The 20,900-nt window shown below is 43.1% G+C and carries 16 protein-coding genes; 4 read left to right on the top strand and 12 right to left on the bottom strand.

Going from position 1 to position 20,900, the window contains the following annotated elements; all coding sequences use genetic code 11:
* Positions 1 to 9: 9 nt before the first annotated feature.
* From napA to napF, 3 genes are read right to left on the bottom strand one after another with little or no spacing between them, the layout of a single operon-like run.
* Positions 10 to 2,499, bottom strand: coding sequence for a periplasmic nitrate reductase subunit alpha (gene napA, locus H2O73_RS05080; protein ID WP_182107271.1), 2,490 nt, complete (start codon positions 2,497 to 2,499; stop codon positions 10 to 12).
* Positions 2,496 to 2,801 carry a chaperone NapD gene (locus tag H2O73_RS05075; protein WP_182107269.1) on the bottom strand — a complete coding sequence of 102 codons (306 nt, stop codon included), beginning with the start codon at positions 2,799 to 2,801 and terminating at the stop codon, positions 2,496 to 2,498. Before H2O73_RS05075 ends, napA begins: the two co-directional genes overlap by 4 nt.
* A 28-nt stretch (positions 2,802 to 2,829) precedes the next feature.
* Entirely contained in the window at positions 2,830 to 3,315 is a 486-nt protein-coding gene (gene napF / locus H2O73_RS05070) for a ferredoxin-type protein NapF (protein WP_182107267.1), read from the bottom strand.
* Between the two features lie 236 nt (positions 3,316 to 3,551).
* Here napF and narQ point away from each other — a divergent pair, with 236 nt between their 5' ends.
* Entirely contained in the window at positions 3,552 to 5,276 is a 1,725-nt protein-coding gene (narQ, locus tag H2O73_RS05065) for a nitrate/nitrite two-component system sensor histidine kinase NarQ (protein ID WP_182107265.1), read from the top strand.
* Positions 5,263 to 5,895 (top strand): response regulator, encoded by a 633-nt coding sequence (locus H2O73_RS05060; protein ID WP_182107263.1) that lies wholly within the window; start codon positions 5,263 to 5,265, stop codon positions 5,893 to 5,895. The genes narQ and H2O73_RS05060 overlap by 14 nt, the downstream gene beginning before the upstream one ends.
* Before the next feature lie 90 nt (positions 5,896 to 5,985).
* Here the strand turns inward: H2O73_RS05060 and H2O73_RS05055 are convergent, their stop codons facing one another.
* From H2O73_RS05055 to H2O73_RS05045, 3 genes are all read right to left on the bottom strand, one after another.
* Positions 5,986 to 7,524, bottom strand: coding sequence for a SpoVR family protein (locus tag H2O73_RS05055; RefSeq protein WP_182107261.1), 1,539 nt, complete (start codon positions 7,522 to 7,524; stop codon positions 5,986 to 5,988).
* A gap of 9 nt (positions 7,525 to 7,533) precedes the next feature.
* Positions 7,534 to 8,808: a YeaH/YhbH family protein gene (locus H2O73_RS05050; RefSeq protein ID WP_182107259.1), complete on the bottom strand. Its 1,275-nt coding sequence runs from the start codon at positions 8,806 to 8,808 to the stop codon at positions 7,534 to 7,536.
* Positions 8,809 to 8,950: 142 nt separating this feature from the next.
* Positions 8,951 to 10,885, bottom strand: coding sequence for a PrkA family serine protein kinase (locus H2O73_RS05045; protein ID WP_182107257.1), 1,935 nt, complete (start codon positions 10,883 to 10,885; stop codon positions 8,951 to 8,953).
* A gap of 274 nt (positions 10,886 to 11,159) precedes the next feature.
* On the opposite strand from H2O73_RS05045, the gene H2O73_RS05040 reads away from it, so the two are divergent.
* Complete coding sequence (locus H2O73_RS05040) at positions 11,160 to 11,609, top strand: hypothetical protein (RefSeq protein WP_182107255.1); 450 nt, start codon at positions 11,160 to 11,162, stop codon at positions 11,607 to 11,609.
* Positions 11,610 to 11,659: 50 nt separating this feature from the next.
* On the opposite strand, the gene H2O73_RS05035 is transcribed toward H2O73_RS05040, so the two are convergent.
* On the bottom strand, positions 11,660 to 12,160 hold the full coding sequence (locus tag H2O73_RS05035; protein WP_182107253.1) for a YfbU family protein: 501 nt from the start codon (positions 12,158 to 12,160) through the stop codon (positions 11,660 to 11,662).
* 113 nt (positions 12,161 to 12,273) lie between these two features.
* Positions 12,274 to 12,939, bottom strand: a complete 666-nt coding sequence (locus H2O73_RS05030) for an energy-coupling factor ABC transporter permease (RefSeq protein WP_368737149.1) — start codon at positions 12,937 to 12,939, stop codon at positions 12,274 to 12,276.
* 216 nt (positions 12,940 to 13,155) lie between these two features.
* Between H2O73_RS05030 and H2O73_RS05025 the strand changes: the two genes are divergently transcribed.
* Positions 13,156 to 14,241, top strand: a complete 1,086-nt coding sequence (locus tag H2O73_RS05025) for a linear amide C-N hydrolase (protein ID WP_182107251.1) — start codon at positions 13,156 to 13,158, stop codon at positions 14,239 to 14,241.
* Positions 14,242 to 14,297: 56 nt separating this feature from the next.
* Here H2O73_RS05025 and pflA read toward each other — a convergent pair whose 3' ends face one another.
* The 4 genes from pflA to H2O73_RS05005 form a co-directional block, all read right to left on the bottom strand.
* Positions 14,298 to 15,038 (bottom strand): pyruvate formate lyase 1-activating protein, encoded by a 741-nt coding sequence (gene pflA, locus H2O73_RS05020; RefSeq protein WP_182107249.1) that lies wholly within the window; start codon positions 15,036 to 15,038, stop codon positions 14,298 to 14,300.
* Between the two features lie 148 nt (positions 15,039 to 15,186).
* The gene (locus H2O73_RS05015; RefSeq protein WP_182107247.1) at positions 15,187 to 16,158 is read right to left on the bottom strand and encodes a lipid A deacylase LpxR family protein; all 972 of its coding nucleotides are present in this window, start codon (positions 16,156 to 16,158) and stop codon (positions 15,187 to 15,189) included.
* A 180-nt stretch (positions 16,159 to 16,338) separates the two neighbouring features.
* Entirely contained in the window at positions 16,339 to 18,615 is a 2,277-nt protein-coding gene (pflB, locus tag H2O73_RS05010) for a formate C-acetyltransferase (RefSeq protein ID WP_182107245.1), read from the bottom strand.
* A 302-nt stretch (positions 18,616 to 18,917) separates the two neighbouring features.
* Positions 18,918 to 20,465, bottom strand: a complete 1,548-nt coding sequence (locus tag H2O73_RS05005) for a DUF3360 family protein (RefSeq protein ID WP_182107243.1) — start codon at positions 20,463 to 20,465, stop codon at positions 18,918 to 18,920.
* Positions 20,466 to 20,900: the final 435 nt, after the last annotated feature.

The raw sequence follows: 20,900 nt of genomic DNA, 5'->3' as shown, positions 1-20,900 counted from the left end.
ACGTATGAGTTAAGCGATCTTGGTGATCTTGACTGGGCACTTTTTAAAGTCAGTTTGCTTTGAAAGTGGGTCAGTCGCATCGAGGATCAACTTGTTAATCAGAATGCGCGCGTCAAAGAATGGCACGAACACAAGTCCTTGTGGTGGGCGGTTACGTCCGCGAGTTTCTATGCGTACACGTACTTCACCACGTTTGTTTGCCATCAGTACTTCTTCACCACGGCGAACGTTACGAGCTTTAGCGTCATCTGGGTGCATGTAACACACTGCATCTGGTACCGCTTTATAAAGCTCTGGTACGCGGCGTGTCATACTGCCTGTATGCCAGTGTTCAAGTACACGCCCTGTACAAAGCCACATATCGAACTCTTCGTTTGGCACTTCTGGTGGCGCTTCGTATGGGGCTGAGATGATTTTTGCTTTGCCATCTTTGTTGCCGTAGAAGTCCCAACCAGTACCTGCTTTGGCATAAGGGTCAGAGCCTTCTTTGAAGCGCCACAGAGTCTCTTTGCCATCGACAACTGGCCAACGTAAACCACGAACTTGGTGATAAACATCGTACGGAGCTAAGTCATGTCCGTGTCCACGACCAAATTCTGCGTACTCTTCAAACAAGCCTTTTTGTAGGTAGAAACCAAAGTGATGCGCGTCATCGTTCAGCTCACGAGCTTCTTCGATCGGGAATTTGTCAACTTGACCATTTTTGAATAACACGTCGTACATGGTTTTGCCGCGGAATTCAGGTGCTTTGGCAAGCAGCTCTTCTGGCCACACTTCTTCGATTTTAAAGCGCTTAGAGAACTCAACAAGCTGCCAAAGGTCAGACTTCGCATCTCCGACGGTCTCAACTTGTTGGTACCAAGCTTGTGTGCGTCGCTCTGCGTTGCCGTATGCGCCTTCTTTTTCAATCCACATTGCGGTTGGAAGAACAAGGTCAGCGGCTTGAGCTGTCGCTGTCGGGTATGGGTCAGATACCACAATAAAGTTCTCTGGGTTACGGTAACCTGGTAAGCGCTCGCCGTTAATGTTTGGACCCGCTTGCAGGTTGTTTGTACATTGAACCCAGTAACAGTTCAGTACGCCATCGTTTAGCATGCGATCTTGTAAAACGGCGTGGAACCCTGGTTTTGGTGGAATGGTACCTTCAGGTAGGTTCCAGATCTTTTCTGCAATTTTGCGGTGTTTTGGATTTTTAACCACCATATCTGCCGGTAAACGGTGAGCAAAGGTACCCACTTCACGAGCGGTACCACATGCAGAAGGCTGACCCGTTAGTGAGAATGGGCTGTTGCCTGGCGTGGCAATTTTACCAGTTAGTAGGTGAAGGTTATAAACTAAGCCATTCATCCATACGCCGCGAGTATGTTGGTTCATGCCCATGGTCCAAAGTGACATGACTTTGGTATTTGGATCCGCGTATTGTTTCGCGAGTTTGATCAGCTTGTCTTCATCAACACCGGAAATTTCTGATGCCTTCTCAACGGTGTAAGGTGCAACAGACTTTTTGTACTCTTCAAACGTAATAGGCGTTTGTTTGCCTGAGTTTGGATTCTTCGCTTTAACTTGTAGCGGGTTGTCATCACGCAAACCGTAGCCAATATCAATATCGGTTTGAGTGAAGTTTGTGTGCTTGTTAACGAAATCCCAATTTACCGCATCATTTTCAATGATGTAGTTAGCGATGAAGTTTGCAATCGCAAGATCGGATTGAGGATTAAAAATGTAACCATCATCCGCAAGTTCAAATGAGCGGTGGTAGTAGGTAGACAGGACATTAACTTTGACATGAGGGTGACTTAAACGGCGGTCAGCAATGCGTGTCCATAGTACAGGGTGCATCTCAGCCATGTTAGAGCCCCACAGTACAAATGCATCTGCGTGCTCAAAGTCATCGTAACAACCCATTGGTTCATCAATACCAAATGCACGCATGAAACCAACAACGGCTGATGCCATGCAGTGACGAGCATTTGGGTCAATGTTATTAGAGCGGAAGCCTGCCTTCATCAATTTTGATGCCGCATAACCTTCCATTACGGTCCACTGACCAGAACCAAACATACCGATGCTCGTTGGTCCTTTTTTCGCTAAAGAGGCTTTCCATTTCTCTGCCATGGTGTCAAACGCGACATCCCATGATACAGGAGCAAATTCACCGTCTTTATCGTATTTGCCATCTTTCATACGAAGTAGAGGTTGGGTTAGGCGGTCGTTCCCGTACATGATCTTGGATAAGAAGTAGCCCTTAATACAGTTCAGTCCCTTGTTTACAGGTGACTCAGGGTCACCTTGAGTCGCTACGACTTTACCATTTTGTGTGCCTACTAGTACCGAACAGCCAGTACCGCAGAAACGACAAGGAGCCTTGTCCCAGGTTATTTTTGTTTGGTCTGAGCTGGCAATCAGATTGGTGGCGGTTGCAGGGAGCGATATGCCTGCTACTGCGGCCGCTGATGCAGCTGCGTTTGCCTTAACAAACGCGCGTCTTGTCATTTTCATGCTTCACCCTCTACTTGGGAATGTTGTGTTCCAGTGTTTTGTTCACAGTCGTCAAGCTCAGTTTCGATTTGGTGATAGACCATCACTGTGCTGACAACATGTGCAAAGTTAGTAATTTTTTCGATAACATCAGTGATAAACCCATGAGTCTGGGTTTCAAGAACGACGACAAGCTTGCCTTCAGGGCTTTCCCCATAAATTTCTGCATTGTCGATTTGACTGATCTGAGCTTTGACGGCATCCATGTGCTCTGGCACGACATGGACAATCAAACTCGATATATGAACTTCAATTTGTGGCATTATCTGCTCTCGTTTTTTTAGATTCGTCTTAAACGACGAAATTGCTCACATTGATAGACAAAGTAGGGCATACCGACACACAAGCACCGCATCCATTGCACAGCTGTGTGTCTAGTTTTGGTTGTGCTACCCGACCCACTTCCAATTGGAATTGGATGGCGACGCTCTCACACATTTCACTACAAGAGCGGCATTCAACGTTGCGTTGTGCTAAACATTGTTCATTGATACTGGCTTTTGCTTGCCATGGCGCTTCCTGTTTTGACAAAAATAGAGGTTCAGGACAAGCATCGGCACATTGGTAGCAAAACGTACATTCATCGATGGTGAAATCAACTTGAGGGAACCCACCATCACCTTTGACAATAATTTGTGTCTCACAGGCTTTGAGGCATTCGCCACATTGTGTACATAGATCAGTGAAAAATTTAGGCGTGTTCAACCAAGGCAGGCGTAACGTATCTTCACTTGCCGTTTTACGGGTAAAAAGTCGTCTTCTTGAAAGATCAACCATTCAGCTGGAGTCCAAACCGCGGTTGAATGGGACATTGCCATTAACAACCTTTCATTTATCAATACATAAATTGTAGGATTTGAAATATTTGTATAAATACCTCAAAGGGGGTAATTAGCGATGGATATTGTTTTAGATCAACTATTTCAAATGGCTTTGATCACATATTGTGTAACGCGCTACTTAATTAATAGTCTAGAAAGGCGAAATCTCGCCATATTGTTTTCGAGGTAAGGTTGTTAAATAGTATCAAACAGTCAGTAACTGGGACGATAGCGAAGGCATTATCTTTGATTGTGTTACTTTCCGTGGCGACGATTGGTTACGCCTTCGTGCTACTAGCATCAAGTTTGAATGATGCGGAGGCACTTAATGTTGCAGGGTCAATGCGCATGCAAAGTTACCGACTCGCGCATGATATTCAATCGCAGTCACATGACTTTTCTTCACATATTTACTTATTTGAACGTTCAATCTATTCGCCTTCGATGAAAGCGTTACAAAACTGGAACGTTCCAGATGACATTACTTGGGATTACTACCAGTTAATCATGCGATGGCATGAGCTGAGAAATGTATTGGAAAGTGAACAACGCTCCGAGTATTTGGTGTTAGTGCCCACTTTTGTTGCGCAAATCGACGCATTTGTTTTCAAGTTACAAGGCTTTTCTGAACGTAAGCTGGTTGAGCTAGCTTGGATTGGTGCTGTGGGATTAGGCGGCATTTTGATCACGAGTCTATTTGTGGTGTTGTTTGTACGTAGAGAAATTGTACACCCTTTAAAAGCCCTTGTTGTTGCCAGTCAGCAGATACAGTCCCACTCTTTTGATGTTGAACTGAATGTCGTCAGCGACAATGAGATGGGTATTCTCACAAGAACCTTCAACAATACAGCTAAAGAGTTAGGTAAACATTACCGAGGCTTAGAGAAAGCGGTCAATGAGAAGACCCACAAACTGCAGCATGCGAATCAATCTCTACAAGTGTTGTATAAATCTTCCAGTGAATTGACCGCATCTCGCATCACTCCCGATAACTTTGCTGCCATCTTGAACCATATTGTCAGTATTGAGGGAGTGAGTGCGGTTAAACTAGAAATAGGTGACAGCACAGAAAAACCCTTGGTGTTAACCAAAGGTGAAGTGAGTGAGCAATACTTATCAAGCCAACCGTTAACGCTTGACGGTGAACACCTTGGGCAGTTGTATTGGAATTGGGATTTGCCCTGTCCAGACCAAGATTTAATTGATAATTTTGTTCGAATTTTATCGCGAGCGGTCTACTACAACCAAGCTCAGAGAAAAACTGAGCAACTGCTTTTGTTGGAAGAGCGCGCGACGATCGCGCGAGAATTGCACGATTCGTTAGCGCAGTCTCTGTCCTATTTGAAAATTCAAGTATCATTACTAAAACGGGTAATGAAAACCCTCGAAACAACGCCCAATTTAGATAAAGCAAATCATATTGTTACTGATTTAGATTCTGCATTATCAGGTGCTTATACTCAGTTGCGTGAACTGCTGACCACCTTTAGGCTTTCTATAAAGGAAGGCAACTTTGGCTCAACTCTTAAAGAAGTGTTGCGGCAACTGCAAGAGCAGACGACAGCTAATATTATTTTGGTAAATGAACTCTCTTCAGTTGAGTTCGATGCTCATGAGCAAGTGCATCTGTTGCAGCTCATTCGAGAGGCGGCGATTAACGCCATCAAACATGCCGACGCGACTAAGATTGAGGTTTTGTGTACTGAAGAACAGAGTAACGTTGTGATAAAAATTATTGATGATGGCGTTGGTATCGAAAGCCAAGAAGGTAAATTGAATCATTATGGTCTGTCTATCATGCACGAACGAGCAAGCCGATTAAATGGTCAACTGACTATCAAAACAGCCAGTCAAAAAGGCTGTGAAATAGAATTAATATATCCAAGAACAAAGGATGAAGACTTTGACACAATGTAGAGTAATGTTAGTTGATGACCACCCATTGATGCGCCGAGGGTTAAGCCAACTTCTAAGCTTTGAAGATGAATTTAATGTGATTGCAGAAGCGTCTTCCGGTGCAGAGGCCGTGGCGAAGAACCACGAAGTTGAGCCTGATCTGATTCTGTTAGACCTCAATATGAAAGGGATGTCGGGTCTTGATACGCTGAATGCTCTTAGAGCGGATAACTGTGATGCGAGTATTGTGATCTTAACCGTATCTGACAATGCTGCCGATATTGACGCGTTAGTTAAAGCAGGTGCTGACGGTTATTTACTGAAAGATACCGAGCCGGATGAGCTAATTGACGTACTGAAAAAAAGCTTACAAGGCGACAAGGCATACAGTAAAGAGGTAGCTTTGTACCTGGCTGATCGTGCAAATCAAAATGATGTGTTTGATACCCTGACAGATCGAGAAATGCAGATATTGCGTCAAGTGGCCAAAGGATTACGTAATAAGCAGATTGCTGATAATTTGTTTATTTCTGAATCAACGGTGAAGGTGCACATGAAAAGTCTGTTGAAGAAGCTCGGCGTTCCCTCTCGCACAGCAGCGACTGTGCTTTATCTTGAACGCTATGGCGACAACAAATAATCAATGTCTATCACGAAAAAATTAGGTTCATCACCCAAGGGGAAAGGCGATGAACCTAGTATTATTGGTGCTATCTAGTTGTGGGTATCTTTAGATCCCGGAGTCGTATTGGTTACGTTGTGGGCAGGTGCCAATGATTTCATGTCTGCCCGATTCTTTAATTTCTTCTAAAATCACATCAAACCCCCACAATCGATACAAATGCTTGAGTACTTCATTGTAACCTTCATGGAGCGGGATGCGGTCATGTGGTACGTATTGCAATGTCATTGAGCGATCACCACGAACATCAACATTATAGACTTGGATGTTGGGCTCAAGATTGCTCAAGTTATACTGTGCTGCGAGCTTTTCACGAATTGAGCGATAGCCTGCGTCATCGTGAATATGGCTCACTTCGATGTAGTTCTTTCTATCATCATCGACGATGGAGAACAGTTTGAAATCACGAATTAATTTGGGTGACAAATATTGGCTGATAAAGCTTTCATCTTTGAAATTGTGCATTGCGAAGTGGACTGCTTCTAGCCAGTCGCTGCCGGCCAAGTCTGGAAACCACTCTTTATCTTCATCTGTTGGTTCTTCACATATTCTGCGGATGTCACGGAACATAGCAAAACCAAGAGCATAAGGGTTTATACCGCTAAAATACGGGCTGTTATACGCAGGTTGTGCAACAACACTGGTGTGGCTGTGGAGAAATTCCAGTATAAATCGTTCAGTCACAATCCCTTCATCGTAAAGGTGGTTCAAGATGGTGTAGTGCCAGAAGGTTGCCCAGCCTTCGTTCATCACTTGTGTTTGCTTTTGTGGATAGAAATACTGGCTAATTTTACGAACAATACGCACGGTTTCGCGTTGCCAAGGTTCAAGTAAAGGCGCATGTTTTTCAATAAAGTAGAGAATGTTTTCTTGTGGTTCACTAGGAAAACGTAGCTTTTCATCCTGCTCTTTTTCGGTCGACTTTGGTACGGTTCGCCACAGATCATTGACTTGTGATTGCAAGTAAGCTTCACGCTCCTCCTGACGCATTTTTTCTTCTGCAATCGAGATCTTCTCAGGGCGCTTATAGCGGTCAACACCATAGTTCATCAGCGCATGACATGAATCCAATAGTTCTTCGACCTCACTAACCCCATACTTTTCTTCGCATTCAGTAATGTATTTTTTAGCAAACAATAGATAGTCGATGATAGAACCTGCATCCGTCCACGTCTGAAACAGGTAATTGCCTTTAAAGAAGGAGTTGTGACCGTAGCAAGCGTGCGCCATAACCAAGGCTTGCATCGTGACGGTGTTTTCTTCCATCAAATAAGCAATACAAGGATTAGAGTTAATAACGATCTCGTAAGCTAAGCCCATTTGACCGTGTTTGTAACCTTGTTCAGTTTGAATGAATTTTTTACCAAATGACCAGTGGTTATAGTTGATAGGCATACCAATACTTGAGTATGCATCCATCATTTGCTCTGAGGTGATCACTTCGATTTGGTTGGGATAGGTATCGAGTTTATAGTGCTCAGCGACACGCTTAATCTCAACGTGATAGCGTTCTAATAATCCAAACGTCCAGTCAGGACCATCAGGCAACAGTTTGTTATTCTTTTTTGTTGGTGATCTTGTTGTCATGGTGCCTCCCTACGCGTTTTCTTTTTTGAACAATTCCCTGAACACCGGGAAAATGTCGTCAACGCTACGAATATTCTTCATCGCAAAGTTTGAAAAATTATTTTCTAGTTTTTCATACTCATGCCATAAGGTTTGATGAGATCGGCGAGTAATTTCAATGTAGGAATAGTATTGGCACTTAGGCAATAACCCTTCTTGCAATAGTTCTTTGCATCGAGGAGAGTCATCTGCCCAGTTATCGCCATCGGAAGCTTGTGCTGCGTAAATATTCCATTGTCCGATAGGGTATCGGTCGGCGACTATCTCGTTCATTAAACGAAGCGCACTCGAAACGATGGTTCCCCCGGTTTCTTGTGAGTAGAAAAACTCATGCTCATCCACCTCTTTTGCCTGTGTATGGTGACGAATAAACACCACCTCTACATTTTGATAGGTACGAGTAAGGAATAAGTACAATAGAACGTAGAATCGTTTGGCGATGTCTTTAGTTGCCTGATCCATCGAACCGGATACGTCCATTAAGCAGAACATAACGGCTTGGCTTGAAGGAATAGGGCGACGTTCGTAATTTTTAAACCGTAAATCAAAAGTATCGATAAAAGGTACGCTGCTAATTTTCTTTCTCAGCGCTTCAATTTCTTCTTTTAATCGACGCTCTTCAATCAGTTGTGCAGGCTCTTGGTTTTGAATACGAGTCAACTCATCTTCGAGTTCTTGCATCATGCGTCGTTTACCCGCAGTCATCGCTGTACGGCGAGCTAGAGACTGCTGCAGTGATTTAACGATGGCAATATTGGCTGGGTTACCAGCAGTTTGATAGCCCGCACGGTGAGTTTTCCATTCGGTAATTTTGTTGATTTGAGTCTTGTCTAAATTTGGTAGAGCCAAGTCTTCAAAGAGAATATCAAGGTATTCGTCTTTGGAGATCTGAAATACAAATTCGTCTTCGCCTTCGCCATCTGGGCTGGCGTCACCATCACCTGAGCCACCGCCACCTTGACCGCCACCTTTTGGTCGATCAATTTTGTCGCCTTGAATGAATTGGTCGTTACCTGGGTGGACGCGCTCTTTAACGCCCCCTTGACCTTGGTGGAAAATTGGTTCGCTAATGTCCTTATGTGGAATTGCGACATCTTCACCGGTTTCGGTATTGGTAATTGAGCGGCGGTTGACTGCATCAGCCACCGATTCTTTAATCTTTTCTTTATGGCGACGAATAAAGCGCTGCCTGTTAACGGCACTTTTATTCTTGCCATTCAGTCGTCTGTCGATAAATTGCGCCATGAGTCACCCCTTAGTTGCTACATGCTGATCGTTCATATGCATGTATTTCCTCGCGTCCAATCTCCTGCCAGAGCATCACACTCTGGCAGGTACTCCATGGGCAATCCTCTAGCTGTTACTTAGAGGATTTGATTTGCTGCTATTAAGACGATTTGCGTACGCGTAGGTACCATTCAGATAGCAAGCGTACTTGTTTCTCTGTATAGCCTTTCTCCATCATACGTGCGACAAAGTCGTCATGTTTCTTCTGATCTTCGGAAGAAGTTTTAGCATTGAAGGAGATAACAGGAAGAAGCTCTTCGGTATTGGAGAACATTTTCTTCTCTATCACAGTGCGTAGTTTCTCATAGCTGGTCCAAACTGGGTTTTGACCTTTGTTGTTGGCTCGAGCACGTAATACAAAGTTAACGATTTCATTACGGAAATCTTTTGGATTACTAATGCCAGCGGTTTTTTCAATTTTCTCTAGTTCGTTGTTAAGTGCAGAGCGGTCAAATAGCTGACCCGTTTCTGGATCGCGGTATTCTTGGTCTTGAATCCAAAAATCAGCATAAGTGACATAGCGGTCGAAGATGTTTTGACCGTACTCTGAGTATGACTCTAGGTATGCGGTTTGAATTTCTTTTCCGATAAATTCAACGTAACGCGGTACCAAATAGCCTTTCAAAAATTCGAGGTATTTATCAGCGATATCTTGTGGGAACTGCTCACGCTCGACTTGCTGTTCGATCACGTAGAAAAGATGAACCGGGTTTGCCGCCACTTCACTTTGGTCGAAGTTAAAGACTCGCGATAGGATTTTGAATGAAAAACGGGTTGATAGACCGGACATACCCTCATCGACGCCCGCGTAGTCTCTGTACTCTTGGTAACTCTTCGCTTTTGGATCGGTATCTTTCAGTGTTTCACCATCATATACACGCATTTTAGAGAAGATCGACGAATTTTCTGGCTCTTTTAGGCGAGAGAGAATACTGAATTGAGCCAGTAAATCGAGAGTACTTGGTGAACAAGGCGCTTTCGATAGCTCTGAATGATCAAGCAGTTTTTGGTAAATTTTCACTTCTTCTGAAACACGTAGACAGTAAGGGACTTTGACAATGTAAACACGGTCCAAGAAAGCCTCATTGTTTTTATTGTTTCGGAAGGTCTGCCACTCTGACTCATTCGAGTGGGCGAGAATCATGCCGTCAAATGGCAAAGCAGAAAGCCCTTCGGTACCGTTGTAGTTGCCTTCTTGGGTTGCCGTTAGTAGTGGATGCAGCACTTTGATTGGTGCTTTAAACATCTCTACAAATTCCATCAGACCTTGGTTTGCCTTACAAAGAGCACCAGAGTAGCTGTACGCATCAGGATCATCTTGTGAGTAATGTTCAAGCATACGGATGTCAACTTTACCAACCAATGATGAAATATCCTGGTTGTTTTCATCGCCGGGCTCTGTCTTCGCAATAGCAAGTTGGTCAAGAATAGAAGGACGAACTTTAACCACTTTGAATTTAGAAATATCACCACCAAATTCATGCAGGCGCTTTGCTGCCCATGGTGACATGATTGAACGTAAATAACGTTTTTCAATCCCATATTCTCGCTTTAGCAGTTCGCCATCTTCTGCCATATCAAATAGGCAAAATGGGTGGTCATTGACAGGGCTGCGGTCTCCATTAGCTGATAGCACGTATACTGGCTGTTGCTGCATTAGTGCTTTGAGTTTCTCAGCGAGAGACGATTTACCACCACCTACTGGTCCTAGTAAATACAAAATCTGTTTACGTTCTTCCAGACCTTGAGCGGCGTGTTTTAGGTAAGACACAATTTGTTCTATTGCATCTTCCATACCATAAAAATCTTTGAACGTTTCATAACGTGAAATTACACGGTTTGAAAAGATTCGGCTAAGATGTGGGTCCTGTGCGGTGTCGATCACCTCAGGCTCTCCGATAGCCATCAATAAGCGTTCAGCTGCATTAGCGTACGCGCTTTTATCATCTTTACACAGTGCTAAGAAATCTTGTAAAGATAACTCCTCATCCTTGGACGCTTCGTAGCGTGCTTGGAAATGGTCGAAAATGCTCATAATGATTTCCCCTCTGAACCTGTCAAACTGACATACAACTCGCAAAAATTAACGACTCCCTCATTAATTAAGACTAGTGGGGATTTCTAATTTTGCTTAAAAAATATGTGTTTATTTGCAAAAGGATAGTTAAAGAGTAGTGAGTGCTGATACAGAAAGATAAGGGTTGAGCTGGTATCAACATTGAGAAATGTAGTCAACCTGCATATTGCCAGCGTTGAATATCAGTCGCGGTAAATTGTACATTGCACTCAGTATTTGAAGAGGTTAATCAATGAAAAAAGTAGCTTTAGCTGGGGGGTTATATCTGTTCGCACAGGTCGTGACTGCGCAATCAACAATACCAGTTCCCCCAAGCTGGGATTTTCCCAATCTAGTGAAATCCGCTTTAGAGATTGCTCCGAATAATATGGCAGGGGTGCCTTTTAATGACGGTGGAATAGCTTATTCCGTGAAAGAGCTAGAAGTGCTACCCGTATTAACGATGTCTGCGGAGGCTCTTCAAAAATATGCAGATGTTGTGACTCATGCCTATCCGGATGCTGTGTCGCAGAGAGGGAATGAGTTAGAAGATTGCAGCACGCTGCCAATTGAATCACTCAACCAGACCTCGTTTGCAAATTTGGCGTATATATCGCTTAATGCACTTGATGAAAATTCGAGAGGGAAGGCAAGTGATTGCCTAAAGTACCTGCAAACTCATTTAGTTTCAGCGGGAGAGTAGGGAATGTAGGAAGTAAAAAGGTGCAATAAATGCACCTTTTTTTGCGTTTGTTAAGCGTTAAAAATCTGCTTAAGCTCGTTGGCACACAGGTGGTATTGGCGAGGACAGTTACGCCATGTTGAAAGCATGCGACGATATTTCTCTAGCATTGGCATTTGTGCATTAAAGTGATGCTCGCCTTTTTCAAATTGAGGGTAAAGACCTTCAGAGTCGACGAGGAAACGTACATAATGGACAAGTTTACACTCAGTGCCACAGTCAAAACCTAGGAATTGTAAGCGGCGTTGATCAACTTCTTTACGCTCATGCTCTTCAAGCATGTTGTTGGATTCTTGCATCGCATGGTACATCTCCATAATGTCGATAATTTCACGACATTCATCTTCTTCGATGCAGCCAAAATCTTTATTAAGCTCGTGCATTTGTAATACGTAGCCACGTTCTACTATTTTTTGTAAGCGGCTGTATTTTTGTGCGTTTTCTGGGTCCATCTGTGACATCAGGTAGTACTGGTTAGATAGGATTAAACGTTGAGCGTTTGTCATTTCCATTAGGTGACCTCTTAAAATCTAGTACATCTTTAATGTGCTTAGGTTAGCTTGTTGCCAGAGGCTGAAACATGATCTCAACACCTATTTGTGAGCAAAAATGAAATTTTTTTACATTATTTTTTATGGTAATGGTTGTAGATATAATCGCGGTCGGAGAAGGTTCGTAACCACTCTGGTTTAAAGACCGATAAGAGCGTGATGGCCATACCGTTGAGTAATCCTTCAGGGAATGCCAATAGAACGATAAAAATCAGATAGTTATTAACTATTTCCTGCCATTGATGAAGGTCGATTATAAGGTTGAATAAGCCTGTTGCGATTAGTTGCACGCTTCCACTAATAGCGCCATTCAAGAAGCCTGCTATGAATATGTAGATAAAAATATTTCTTGGTAAAAAGCGATAACTTGTTAAAAAAACAGCATAACTGGTTAATATTGGGATAAGGCAGGAGAGGACAAGATATTGTCCAATTAGCTCATAAGAAAGTGAGCCAAACAATGTGAGAGATAAGACGATCGGAAAGCAGAGTAAATATGCGATCGTCCAGCCATACATAAGCGTTAAACTCGTCAATGCGAGGAAGTGTATGTTGAGCCCTTCTTTTACACCTGCTTCTGCTGACCAGAGTAAGAATAGCCCGAAACACATAGCAAATGTTAAGTGTTGAAATGAAGGTTCACGAAAGAGCTTCGGGAAAAAGTGGCGCTTTGCATCGCTTAGGCAAGGTATGATCGCCAATAAGGCAATAAGCCACATCCACATTTGCGTTAGCTGCACATTTCGTCTCCTTGTTTTCACCGCTGTTTTCACCGCTTTGGTTTAATGGATAGTCGTTAATCTCTTCCATATCCAGATAGTGTGCGCACAATTCGATGAGTTGTGTCATTTTTTCATTTTAGCAGTGCGTTTACTTTGTCAATCTCGCAGGATAGGTGTAGCTTTATTCTGGAACAATATTGATATTAGATCGACAACATCGAATGTGGGTTAATCATGAAAAAATCGATACTAGCGCTAATTTTTGCTTCTTGTTTTTATTCATCAGCTAACGCTTGCACAGGCATCTCTTTATCTACCACTAATAGTGATTATATTCAGGCACGAACGATTGAGTGGGGACACAACGATTTAAATAGTAAGCTTATCGTCTCACCGAGGAACTATACGTATACTTCGACGATGCCGGATCAAAAACAAGGGAATAGTTGGCAAAGTAAGTACGGTTTCGCCGGTATCTCAGTGAGTGATGATAAATTCATTGCTGAAGGTGTGAATGAAAAGGGTTTAAGTGCTGGGCTATTTTACTTCCGCAATTATGGCTCTTTGGCTACTTATGATCCAAGCGATAGAGCGAACAATATAACTGATATGGATTTTGTTCGTTGGATGCTGAGCCAATTTGAAACTGTAGACCAAGTGGAAGCGGCGCTCAACAAGATTAAAATCGTTACTGTTTATTTTGATGAGCAGGGGAATCCTTCACCAACGGCACACTGGCGCGTATCCGATAAGAATGGCAATAGTATTGTGATTGAAATCATGAACCATGGTGAAATTAACATACATAAAAATATTGCTAAAGTGCTAACGAATTCGCCTGATTACGATTGGCATGTTACTAACTTAAACAATTATATTAATTTACAACCGGGCAGCATCGCAGGACAAAAGATCAACGACGTTGACGCTCTTTCGTTTGGTGTTGGCTCGGCATTTGTGGGGCTGCCAGGAGATATTTCACCACCATCACGTTTTGTACGCGCTGCATTTTATGTTAATTCTGCACCAACGCTTAAAACATCGGAGCAGGCTGTCGCTCAGGCATTCCATATCTTAAATAACTTTGATATTCCAATTGGTAGTGAATTTAACGATAAAGCACACATTTCTGATTTGCCGAGCGCGACACAATGGACATCAGTGATAGATCAAAATAATGGCTTATTATTCTATAAAACAATGCGTGATAGCACCATTCGACGAGTTGATCTTAACAGCCTTAATTTTGACGCAAAAATAGAGCACAAACAGGCGCTAGACAGCGGAACCTTTCACTATGAAAGCGTGGTTGTAAAGTAGCGAGTATAAAAAAGGGCATTTCATAATTGAAATGCCCTTCTAGAATCGGTGGTCGATTAGTATTTAACGTTTGAGTTGTATTGCTCAAGAATCGACTTGATATTTTCCATGGTTTCTTTCGGTGGTGGGTTAACACCATCAAGTGGATAGGTTAGACCCATCGCTTCCCATTTATGTGCGCCAAGTTTGTGGTATGGCAAAAGTTCGATTTTCTCGATATTGTCCATATCTTTAACAAACTCACCAAGCATATGCGCTGATTCTTCGTCATCGGTGTAACCAGGTACGATAACGTAACGAATCCAAGTCTTTTGACCGATCTTATGTAGGTAACGAGCAAAATCAAGTACACGTCGGTTTGATACACCAATGAAGTCTTGGTGGATCTCATCTTTCATATGTTTAAGATCAAGCATGACTAGATCTGTCGCTTCTAGCACTTCGTCAACCACGTCAGTATGCTTACGGATGTAGCCGTTAGTATCTAGACAAGTATGAATGCCTTCAGCTTGAGCTGCACGGAAGAAGTCACGAACAAACTCAGGTTGCAGCATTGCTTCACCACCTGAGCAAGTGATACCACCGCCAGAAGCGTTCATAAAGTGGCGGTAAGATTTCGCCTCAGCAATTAACTCTTCAACCGTTACTTCTTTGCCATCATGCGTATCCCATGTATCGCGGTTATGGCAATACATACAACGCATCAAACACCCTTGTAAGAAAACGATAAAGCGAATTCCAGGGCCATCCACTGTCCCACATGATTCAAAGGAATGTATACGACCAGTCTTTGACATGAGTTAATCTCTTTAGCTGTTATTTGAACATTATTTTATTACAAATCACCTCGATTAAATAGGGTTATACGTGCTTCTTAGTGAATTAATACAATAGGAAATTAAAACCGAATAAAACTTATTCAATTACTGGTTTTGATTGGAGAATTTATAAGAAAAAGAACAAGGAAATTGAAAGGTTACCTTGAGTGCTGTCGAGTGCTTCTATGTAGTCATTGGTTTTGATTGCTGCGGTTAAACTGCCACCAAAGTTAGTGTTGTACCACGTAAATCCAGCCACGATCGTTGCCTGCTTATTCTCTAGAGTAGCGGGGTAGTTTTCAGGCTCGGCAATACCCGGTCTATCACCTTCGATAGTGATATCGTTGAATCGATAGCGCGCTTCAAGCCCTGAAAATGCAAACCACCCAATTGTTCCATTTCTTAAAGCACTTGCTCGAAAAGGTCGTTCACTGTCGATGTTCGCTGCCCCAATACTCGTTGATAAATACTCCCCCCAACGAAGCATCACACCGGTAGAAGCATCACTGCGGAAATTTCCGGCATTGATTTCGGAAATATTAGAAATTTCAAATTGAGTTGAATTTGTGAGGGTTGAACGATGCCAAGCGTAGTGATTGAGATAACCAAGGTTGCCGACTAATCCTTCATCAACTTGAAATGCCCAACCATTAGGGTATTCAGAGTCAGTTATGTCGTGTACAAATCTTTGCGCCTGGCGGGCGAGTGATTGCTCACCAACCGTACCTAAAGTGACACTAAAACGGGTAACTCTATGGGGTAATATCGATAAGTAATTCGCTTCAGTATAAAGAAAGCCTGCATAAGGGCGGTCGTTCGCGACAGGGGATGAAGAGGCGATATTGTCCGGCGTGTACATTTTTTGCCCAAGCACAAATTCGAGTTTATCAAATGATTGAGTCGATAAGCTTAATGGCTCTATGCGCGAGTTATCTGACAGTATCGCCGTTGTATAGCTGAAAAAAAGTCCATTGGTGTAATCATTATCCGCCCCAAATGGCGCATCGTTATCGGAAGTCAAAGAGATGATAGGCGATGAGGAGGCGTAGCCACTAGCAGAAAGCAGCAAAGAGATAAGCACAAAATACTGTGTTTTCATTGAAGCTCTCCTTGGTGAGGTAGGGCGAATCAGTGAGTGAGTCAGAACTGCCTGAGTGGATTATAGCTGTAAAGGTGGGTTTATGTATTGATAGATAAGGCAATAAAGAGAAAAGGTGTGGAGTACATGCAAAAAAAAGCCCCGCGAAAAGCGGGGCTTCATCAATCATTCAACTAAGAATTATAGAGACTCAGTGAAAGTACGTGCGATTACGTCAGCTTGTTGCTCTGCAGTTAGAGAGTTAAAGCGTACAGCGTAACCAGATACACGGATTGTTAGCTGAGGGTATTTCTCAGGGTGCTTAACAGCGTCTTCTAGAGTTTCACGGTTAAGAACGTTCACGTTTAGGTGTTGACCACCTTCGATACCAGCTTCGTGGTGGAAGTAACCATCCATTAGACCAGCAAGGTTAGAACGTTGGCTGTCTTCTTCTTTACCTAGTGCGTTTGGCACGATAGAGAAAGTGTAAGAGATACCATCTTGAGCGTCAGCAAACGGTAGTTTACCTACAGAAGTTAGTGATGCTACAGCACCTTTCTCATCACGACCGTGCATTGGGTTTGCACCAGGAGCGAAAGGAGCGCCAGCACGACGACCGTCTGGAGTGTTACCAGTTTTCTTACCGTACACAACGTTTGAAGTGATAGTAAGGATAGACTGAGTTGGGATTGCATCACGGTACATCTTAAGTTTACGGATTTTGCCCATAAACGTAGAAACAAGTTCACATGCGATGTCATCAACGCGAGCGTCGTTGTTACCGAATTTAGGGTAGTCGCCTTCGATTTCGAAGTCGATTGCAATGCCATCTTCGTCACGAACTGGTTTAACAGTTGCGAATTTGATTGCAGATAGTGAGTCAGCTGCAACAGATAGACCTGCGATACCACATGCCATAGTACGACGAACGTCACGGTCATGAAGAGCCATTAGAGACGCTTCGTAGCTGTACTTGTCGTGCATGTAGTGGATGCTGTTTAGCGCAGTCACGTATTGCTTAGCTAGCCAATCCATGAATGTGTCTAGGCGAGCCATTACGTCGTCGTAGTTTAAAACTTCGTCAGTGATCTTGTCAGAAACAGGACCAACTTGCATCTTCAGTTTCTCATCCACACCGCCGTTGATTGCGTAAAGCATTGTTTTCGCAAGGTTAGCACGCGCGCCGAAGAACTGCATTTGCTTACCAACGATCATTGGAGATACACAACATGCGATTGCGTAGTCGTCAGATTGTAGGTCAGGACGCATTAGATCGTCGTTTTCGTACTGGATAGAAGAAGTATCGATAGATACTTTAGCACAGAAACGTTTGAAGCCGTCAGGTAGCTGCTCAGACCAAAGTACAGTGATGTTTGGCTCTGGAGAAGGACCCATAGTGTATAGGCTGTTTAGGAAACGGAAGTTAGTACGTGTAACTAGTGTACGACCGTCAAGACTCATACCACCCATTGACTCAGTAGCCCAGATTGGGTCACCAGAGAACAACTCATCGTATTCAGGAGTACGTAGGAAACGAACCATGCGTAGCTTCATTACGAAGTGGTCGATCATTTCTTGAGCTTCAACTTCAGTGATCTTGCCTGCAGCGATATCACGCTCGATGAAGATGTCTAGGAAAGTCGAAGTACGACCTAGAGACATTGCAGCACCGTTTTGTGATTTAACAGCAGCTAGGTAGCCGAAGTAAGTCCACTGGATAGCTTCTTGAGCAGTTTGAGCTGGCTCAGAGATATCGTAGCCGTATTTAGCAGCCATTTGCTTGATTTGACCTAGAGCGCGGTGTTGCTCAGCAATTTCTTCACGAAGTTGCATAGTTGCTGTTAGGTCTTCGCCGTTCTCAAAACGCTCTTGAAGAGATTTGAATTGAGCCAGCTTGTCTTTCATTAGGAAGTCAATACCGTATAGTGCAACACGACGGTAGTCACCGATGATACGACCACGGCCGTATGCATCTGGAAGACCAGTCAGAACACCAGACTTACGACAAGCTAGGATATCAGGAGTGTAGATATCGAAAACGCCAGCGTTGTGAGTTTTGCGGTATTCTGAGTAGATTTTTGAAATCATAGGGTCAAGAGTTTCACCGTATGCTTTGCAAGAACCTTCAACCATACGTACACCACCGTTAGGGATGATTGCACGTTTTAGTGGTTTTTCAGTTTGTAGACCAACGATAGTTTCTAGATCTTTTTCGATGTAGCCTGCATCGTGAGCAGTGATGGTAGAAATAACGTTAGTATCGAAATCAAGAGGTGCTTTAGTAGCGTTCTCAATTTTGATGCCTTCCATTACTTTAGCCCAAAGCGTGTTAGTTGCTTCAGTACCTTCAGAAACTAGGAAAGATTCGTCGCCTTCATATGGAGCGTAGTTTTTTTGGATGAAATCACGAACGTTTACTTCGCTTTGCCACTCACCTGCAGCAAAACCTTCCCAAGCTTTAGCAAATTGCTCTGCCATGACATACCTACCTTTTTAGTAGAAAAAACACGTACTGGCTTCACTGGGTGACCAGCTATCCTCTGAGTAGAGGAACAGTACACTCTTATTTAATAACAATATGTATAGCTTTTTTGACCGTTCGTCTTTTTTGATCAAAAACCTATAGAAATTGTCATTACTCTTTATATGGAATCTTACCAGTTCGATTTCAAGGTTACACTAAAAAAATTTTGAAACCTTAAACTAAATCAACAAAATCTAAAAAAAATTAATAAAAAGGGGGAGCGCTAAGCGCTTCCCCATCAGTTATAGCTCAAAAATTATAGGAATGCCTTAAGACCGTATTGACCTTCAAGCATACCAACAGCAAGCATTGCAACCAGACAGATTACAAGTACGCCTACCGGAATAACGATCTTATCAACAAAAGAAAGACGTGAAGCACGCTCTTTGTCGCCGATTAGACCATTATTGTCTAGAAGCATGGTTAGTGCCCATGCAAGTACTGGGTTAGCAACTGCTGAAGCGAAGATACAGATACCAGCAGCTTGAGAGTCTTTCGAATCTCTAACCATTTGCATACCCGCTTCTAGTAGAGGTAGAGATACACCTACTAGTAGAGCTACACGCATTACTGGTGGCCATACTGCTACGTCCATTGGGAAACCAAGGATTGCAACAATAATACATAGTGAACCTAGTAAGATTGCACCGCCAGGGATTGGACGCTTAGCGATCGCCGCAGGGATCATGTAAGTACCCCAAGAAGACGTGATGTTACCACCACCCACTGCTGTACCAACCATTTGACGGATAGAACACATGGTCATAGTGTCATCTACGTCCATAAGAACTTTTTCAGTCTTTTTAGGGTAGTTCAGTTCTTGGAAGATACGGTGACCTAGGAAATCAGGTGACCACATTGCTACTGCAAGAATTGCAAATGGTAGAGATGCGATGAAGTGTTGCATGTTTGGTAGACCAAGCATCCAACCTTCTTCAGTGCTACCCCACCAGTAAACTGGGTTTAGGTTAGGCAGACCAGTTTCAGTAACAAACTTGATGTCGAAACCAGCACCGAATGCCAACGCAATAGCAAGACCTGTGAATGCACAAACAGGGATCGCTAGCCAGCGTTTGTTTACTTTAGCAAGGTATGCGTAAAGTATGATAGTCACTGCTAGAACAACAAGACCCAAGTAACCCATGCTACCAGCTTCAACCGTTGCCGATTGAAGACCCACAGCCCATTCTTGAATAGACGTGATCTGGCTAACTGTACCGGTTAAACCTAGGAAGATAAGCAAGCCACCGGCTGTACCTTCTGAGGTTAGGTTAACCAACTTCGAGCCACCTTTAAGGAAGCTTAGGATCAAGCCAAACACACCAATTAGAATTGCAAGAGCAAGAGGGTGTGCACCAGCTAGCGCGATTGTACCGATAAGTGGGATCATCGGACCGTGGTTACCAGCAAGGTTAGCTTTAGGGTTAATAAAGCCAGATGCTAGAACACAGAATAGCAGTGCAGGGATAAGCATCTCTACACGTGCAACTTCAATCGCGAAGTCTTTACCTAGATTTACGTGGTCCCAAGCAGCTGTCAGACCTTCTGCCCAAGACATCATTACCGCAGAGTACATTGCGATGATGCCGATAGTACCAGCAAGAGCTGGAACTAGATCTTCAAGTTCGAAACGGAAGTCACGACCTGGAAGGTTTAATCTGAAACGACGCGGTTTCATGATTTGTAGTTCGTGATCTAGGTAATCAGAACGTGATGCAAATTCCGATGACGGGCGATGCAGCTCGCGATAGCTCTTGTCTTCGATATCCGAATCAGAGTGCGGCTTATTGACTGCGTCTGACATAGATTCCTCATATAAAAAGTTAGTGATTTATTTTAAGTCGCTTGTTTTTTTGTTATCTAAGCGACTGCGTAAAAACGTCTGTTTAAGCTTCTTTCAATAATTCCTTTTGCCCTCGAGCGGCACGTGTTGCATGTGCTTTAAGATAGACGAAGAAGCGGACAAAGGCGTTATGGAGGCTTTTATCTAGCGGGAGTTTAACGTGCTAACCCTTTAGAGTGATTGATTTAGATCACTATATGAAAGATTGTGAAAGAAAACTACGCACTATGGTTAAACTTTGACTTGTTTCCCTCGGTATAGCTGAAAATACATTTCATTTTGTAACCTTTACAAAACTTTTAGATGGATTTGCTCTACAAAAATGAAACATGTTAGTGGTCGTTTTGTGAACTTTGCTGTGTGTCTTAATTGTTAAATCGAAAAGTGAAATAATAT

The sequence above is a fragment of the Vibrio marinisediminis genome (assembly GCF_014050145.1).
In the GTDB taxonomy this organism is placed as follows: Bacteria; Pseudomonadota; Gammaproteobacteria; order Enterobacterales; family Vibrionaceae; genus Vibrio; species Vibrio marinisediminis.
The sequence above is the reverse complement of the archived record's forward strand: the minus strand, read 5'-3'. Positions and strand labels throughout refer to the sequence as shown.

Coding starts and splice junctions, on each gene's coding strand:
- napA (WP_182107271.1), bottom strand. CDS start 2,499: ATGAAAATGACAAGACGCGCGTTTGTTAAGGCAAACGCAGCTGCATCA.
- H2O73_RS05075 (WP_182107269.1), bottom strand. CDS start 2,801: ATGCCACAAATTGAAGTTCATATATCGAGTTTGATTGTCCATGTCGTG.
- napF (WP_182107267.1), bottom strand. CDS start 3,315: ATGGTTGATCTTTCAAGAAGACGACTTTTTACCCGTAAAACGGCAAGT.
- H2O73_RS05055 (WP_182107261.1), bottom strand. CDS start 7,524: ATGACAACAAGATCACCAACAAAAAAGAATAACAAACTGTTGCCTGAT.
- H2O73_RS05050 (WP_182107259.1), bottom strand. CDS start 8,808: ATGGCGCAATTTATCGACAGACGACTGAATGGCAAGAATAAAAGTGCC.
- H2O73_RS05045 (WP_182107257.1), bottom strand. CDS start 10,885: ATGAGCATTTTCGACCATTTCCAAGCACGCTACGAAGCGTCCAAGGAT.
- H2O73_RS05040 (WP_182107255.1), top strand. CDS start 11,160: ATGAAAAAAGTAGCTTTAGCTGGGGGGTTATATCTGTTCGCACAGGTC.
- H2O73_RS05035 (WP_182107253.1), bottom strand. CDS start 12,160: ATGGAAATGACAAACGCTCAACGTTTAATCCTATCTAACCAGTACTAC.
- H2O73_RS05025 (WP_182107251.1), top strand. CDS start 13,156: ATGAAAAAATCGATACTAGCGCTAATTTTTGCTTCTTGTTTTTATTCA.
- pflA (WP_182107249.1), bottom strand. CDS start 15,038: ATGTCAAAGACTGGTCGTATACATTCCTTTGAATCATGTGGGACAGTG.
- H2O73_RS05015 (WP_182107247.1), bottom strand. CDS start 16,158: ATGAAAACACAGTATTTTGTGCTTATCTCTTTGCTGCTTTCTGCTAGT.
- pflB (WP_182107245.1), bottom strand. CDS start 18,615: ATGGCAGAGCAATTTGCTAAAGCTTGGGAAGGTTTTGCTGCAGGTGAG.
- H2O73_RS05005 (WP_182107243.1), bottom strand. CDS start 20,465: ATGTCAGACGCAGTCAATAAGCCGCACTCTGATTCGGATATCGAAGAC.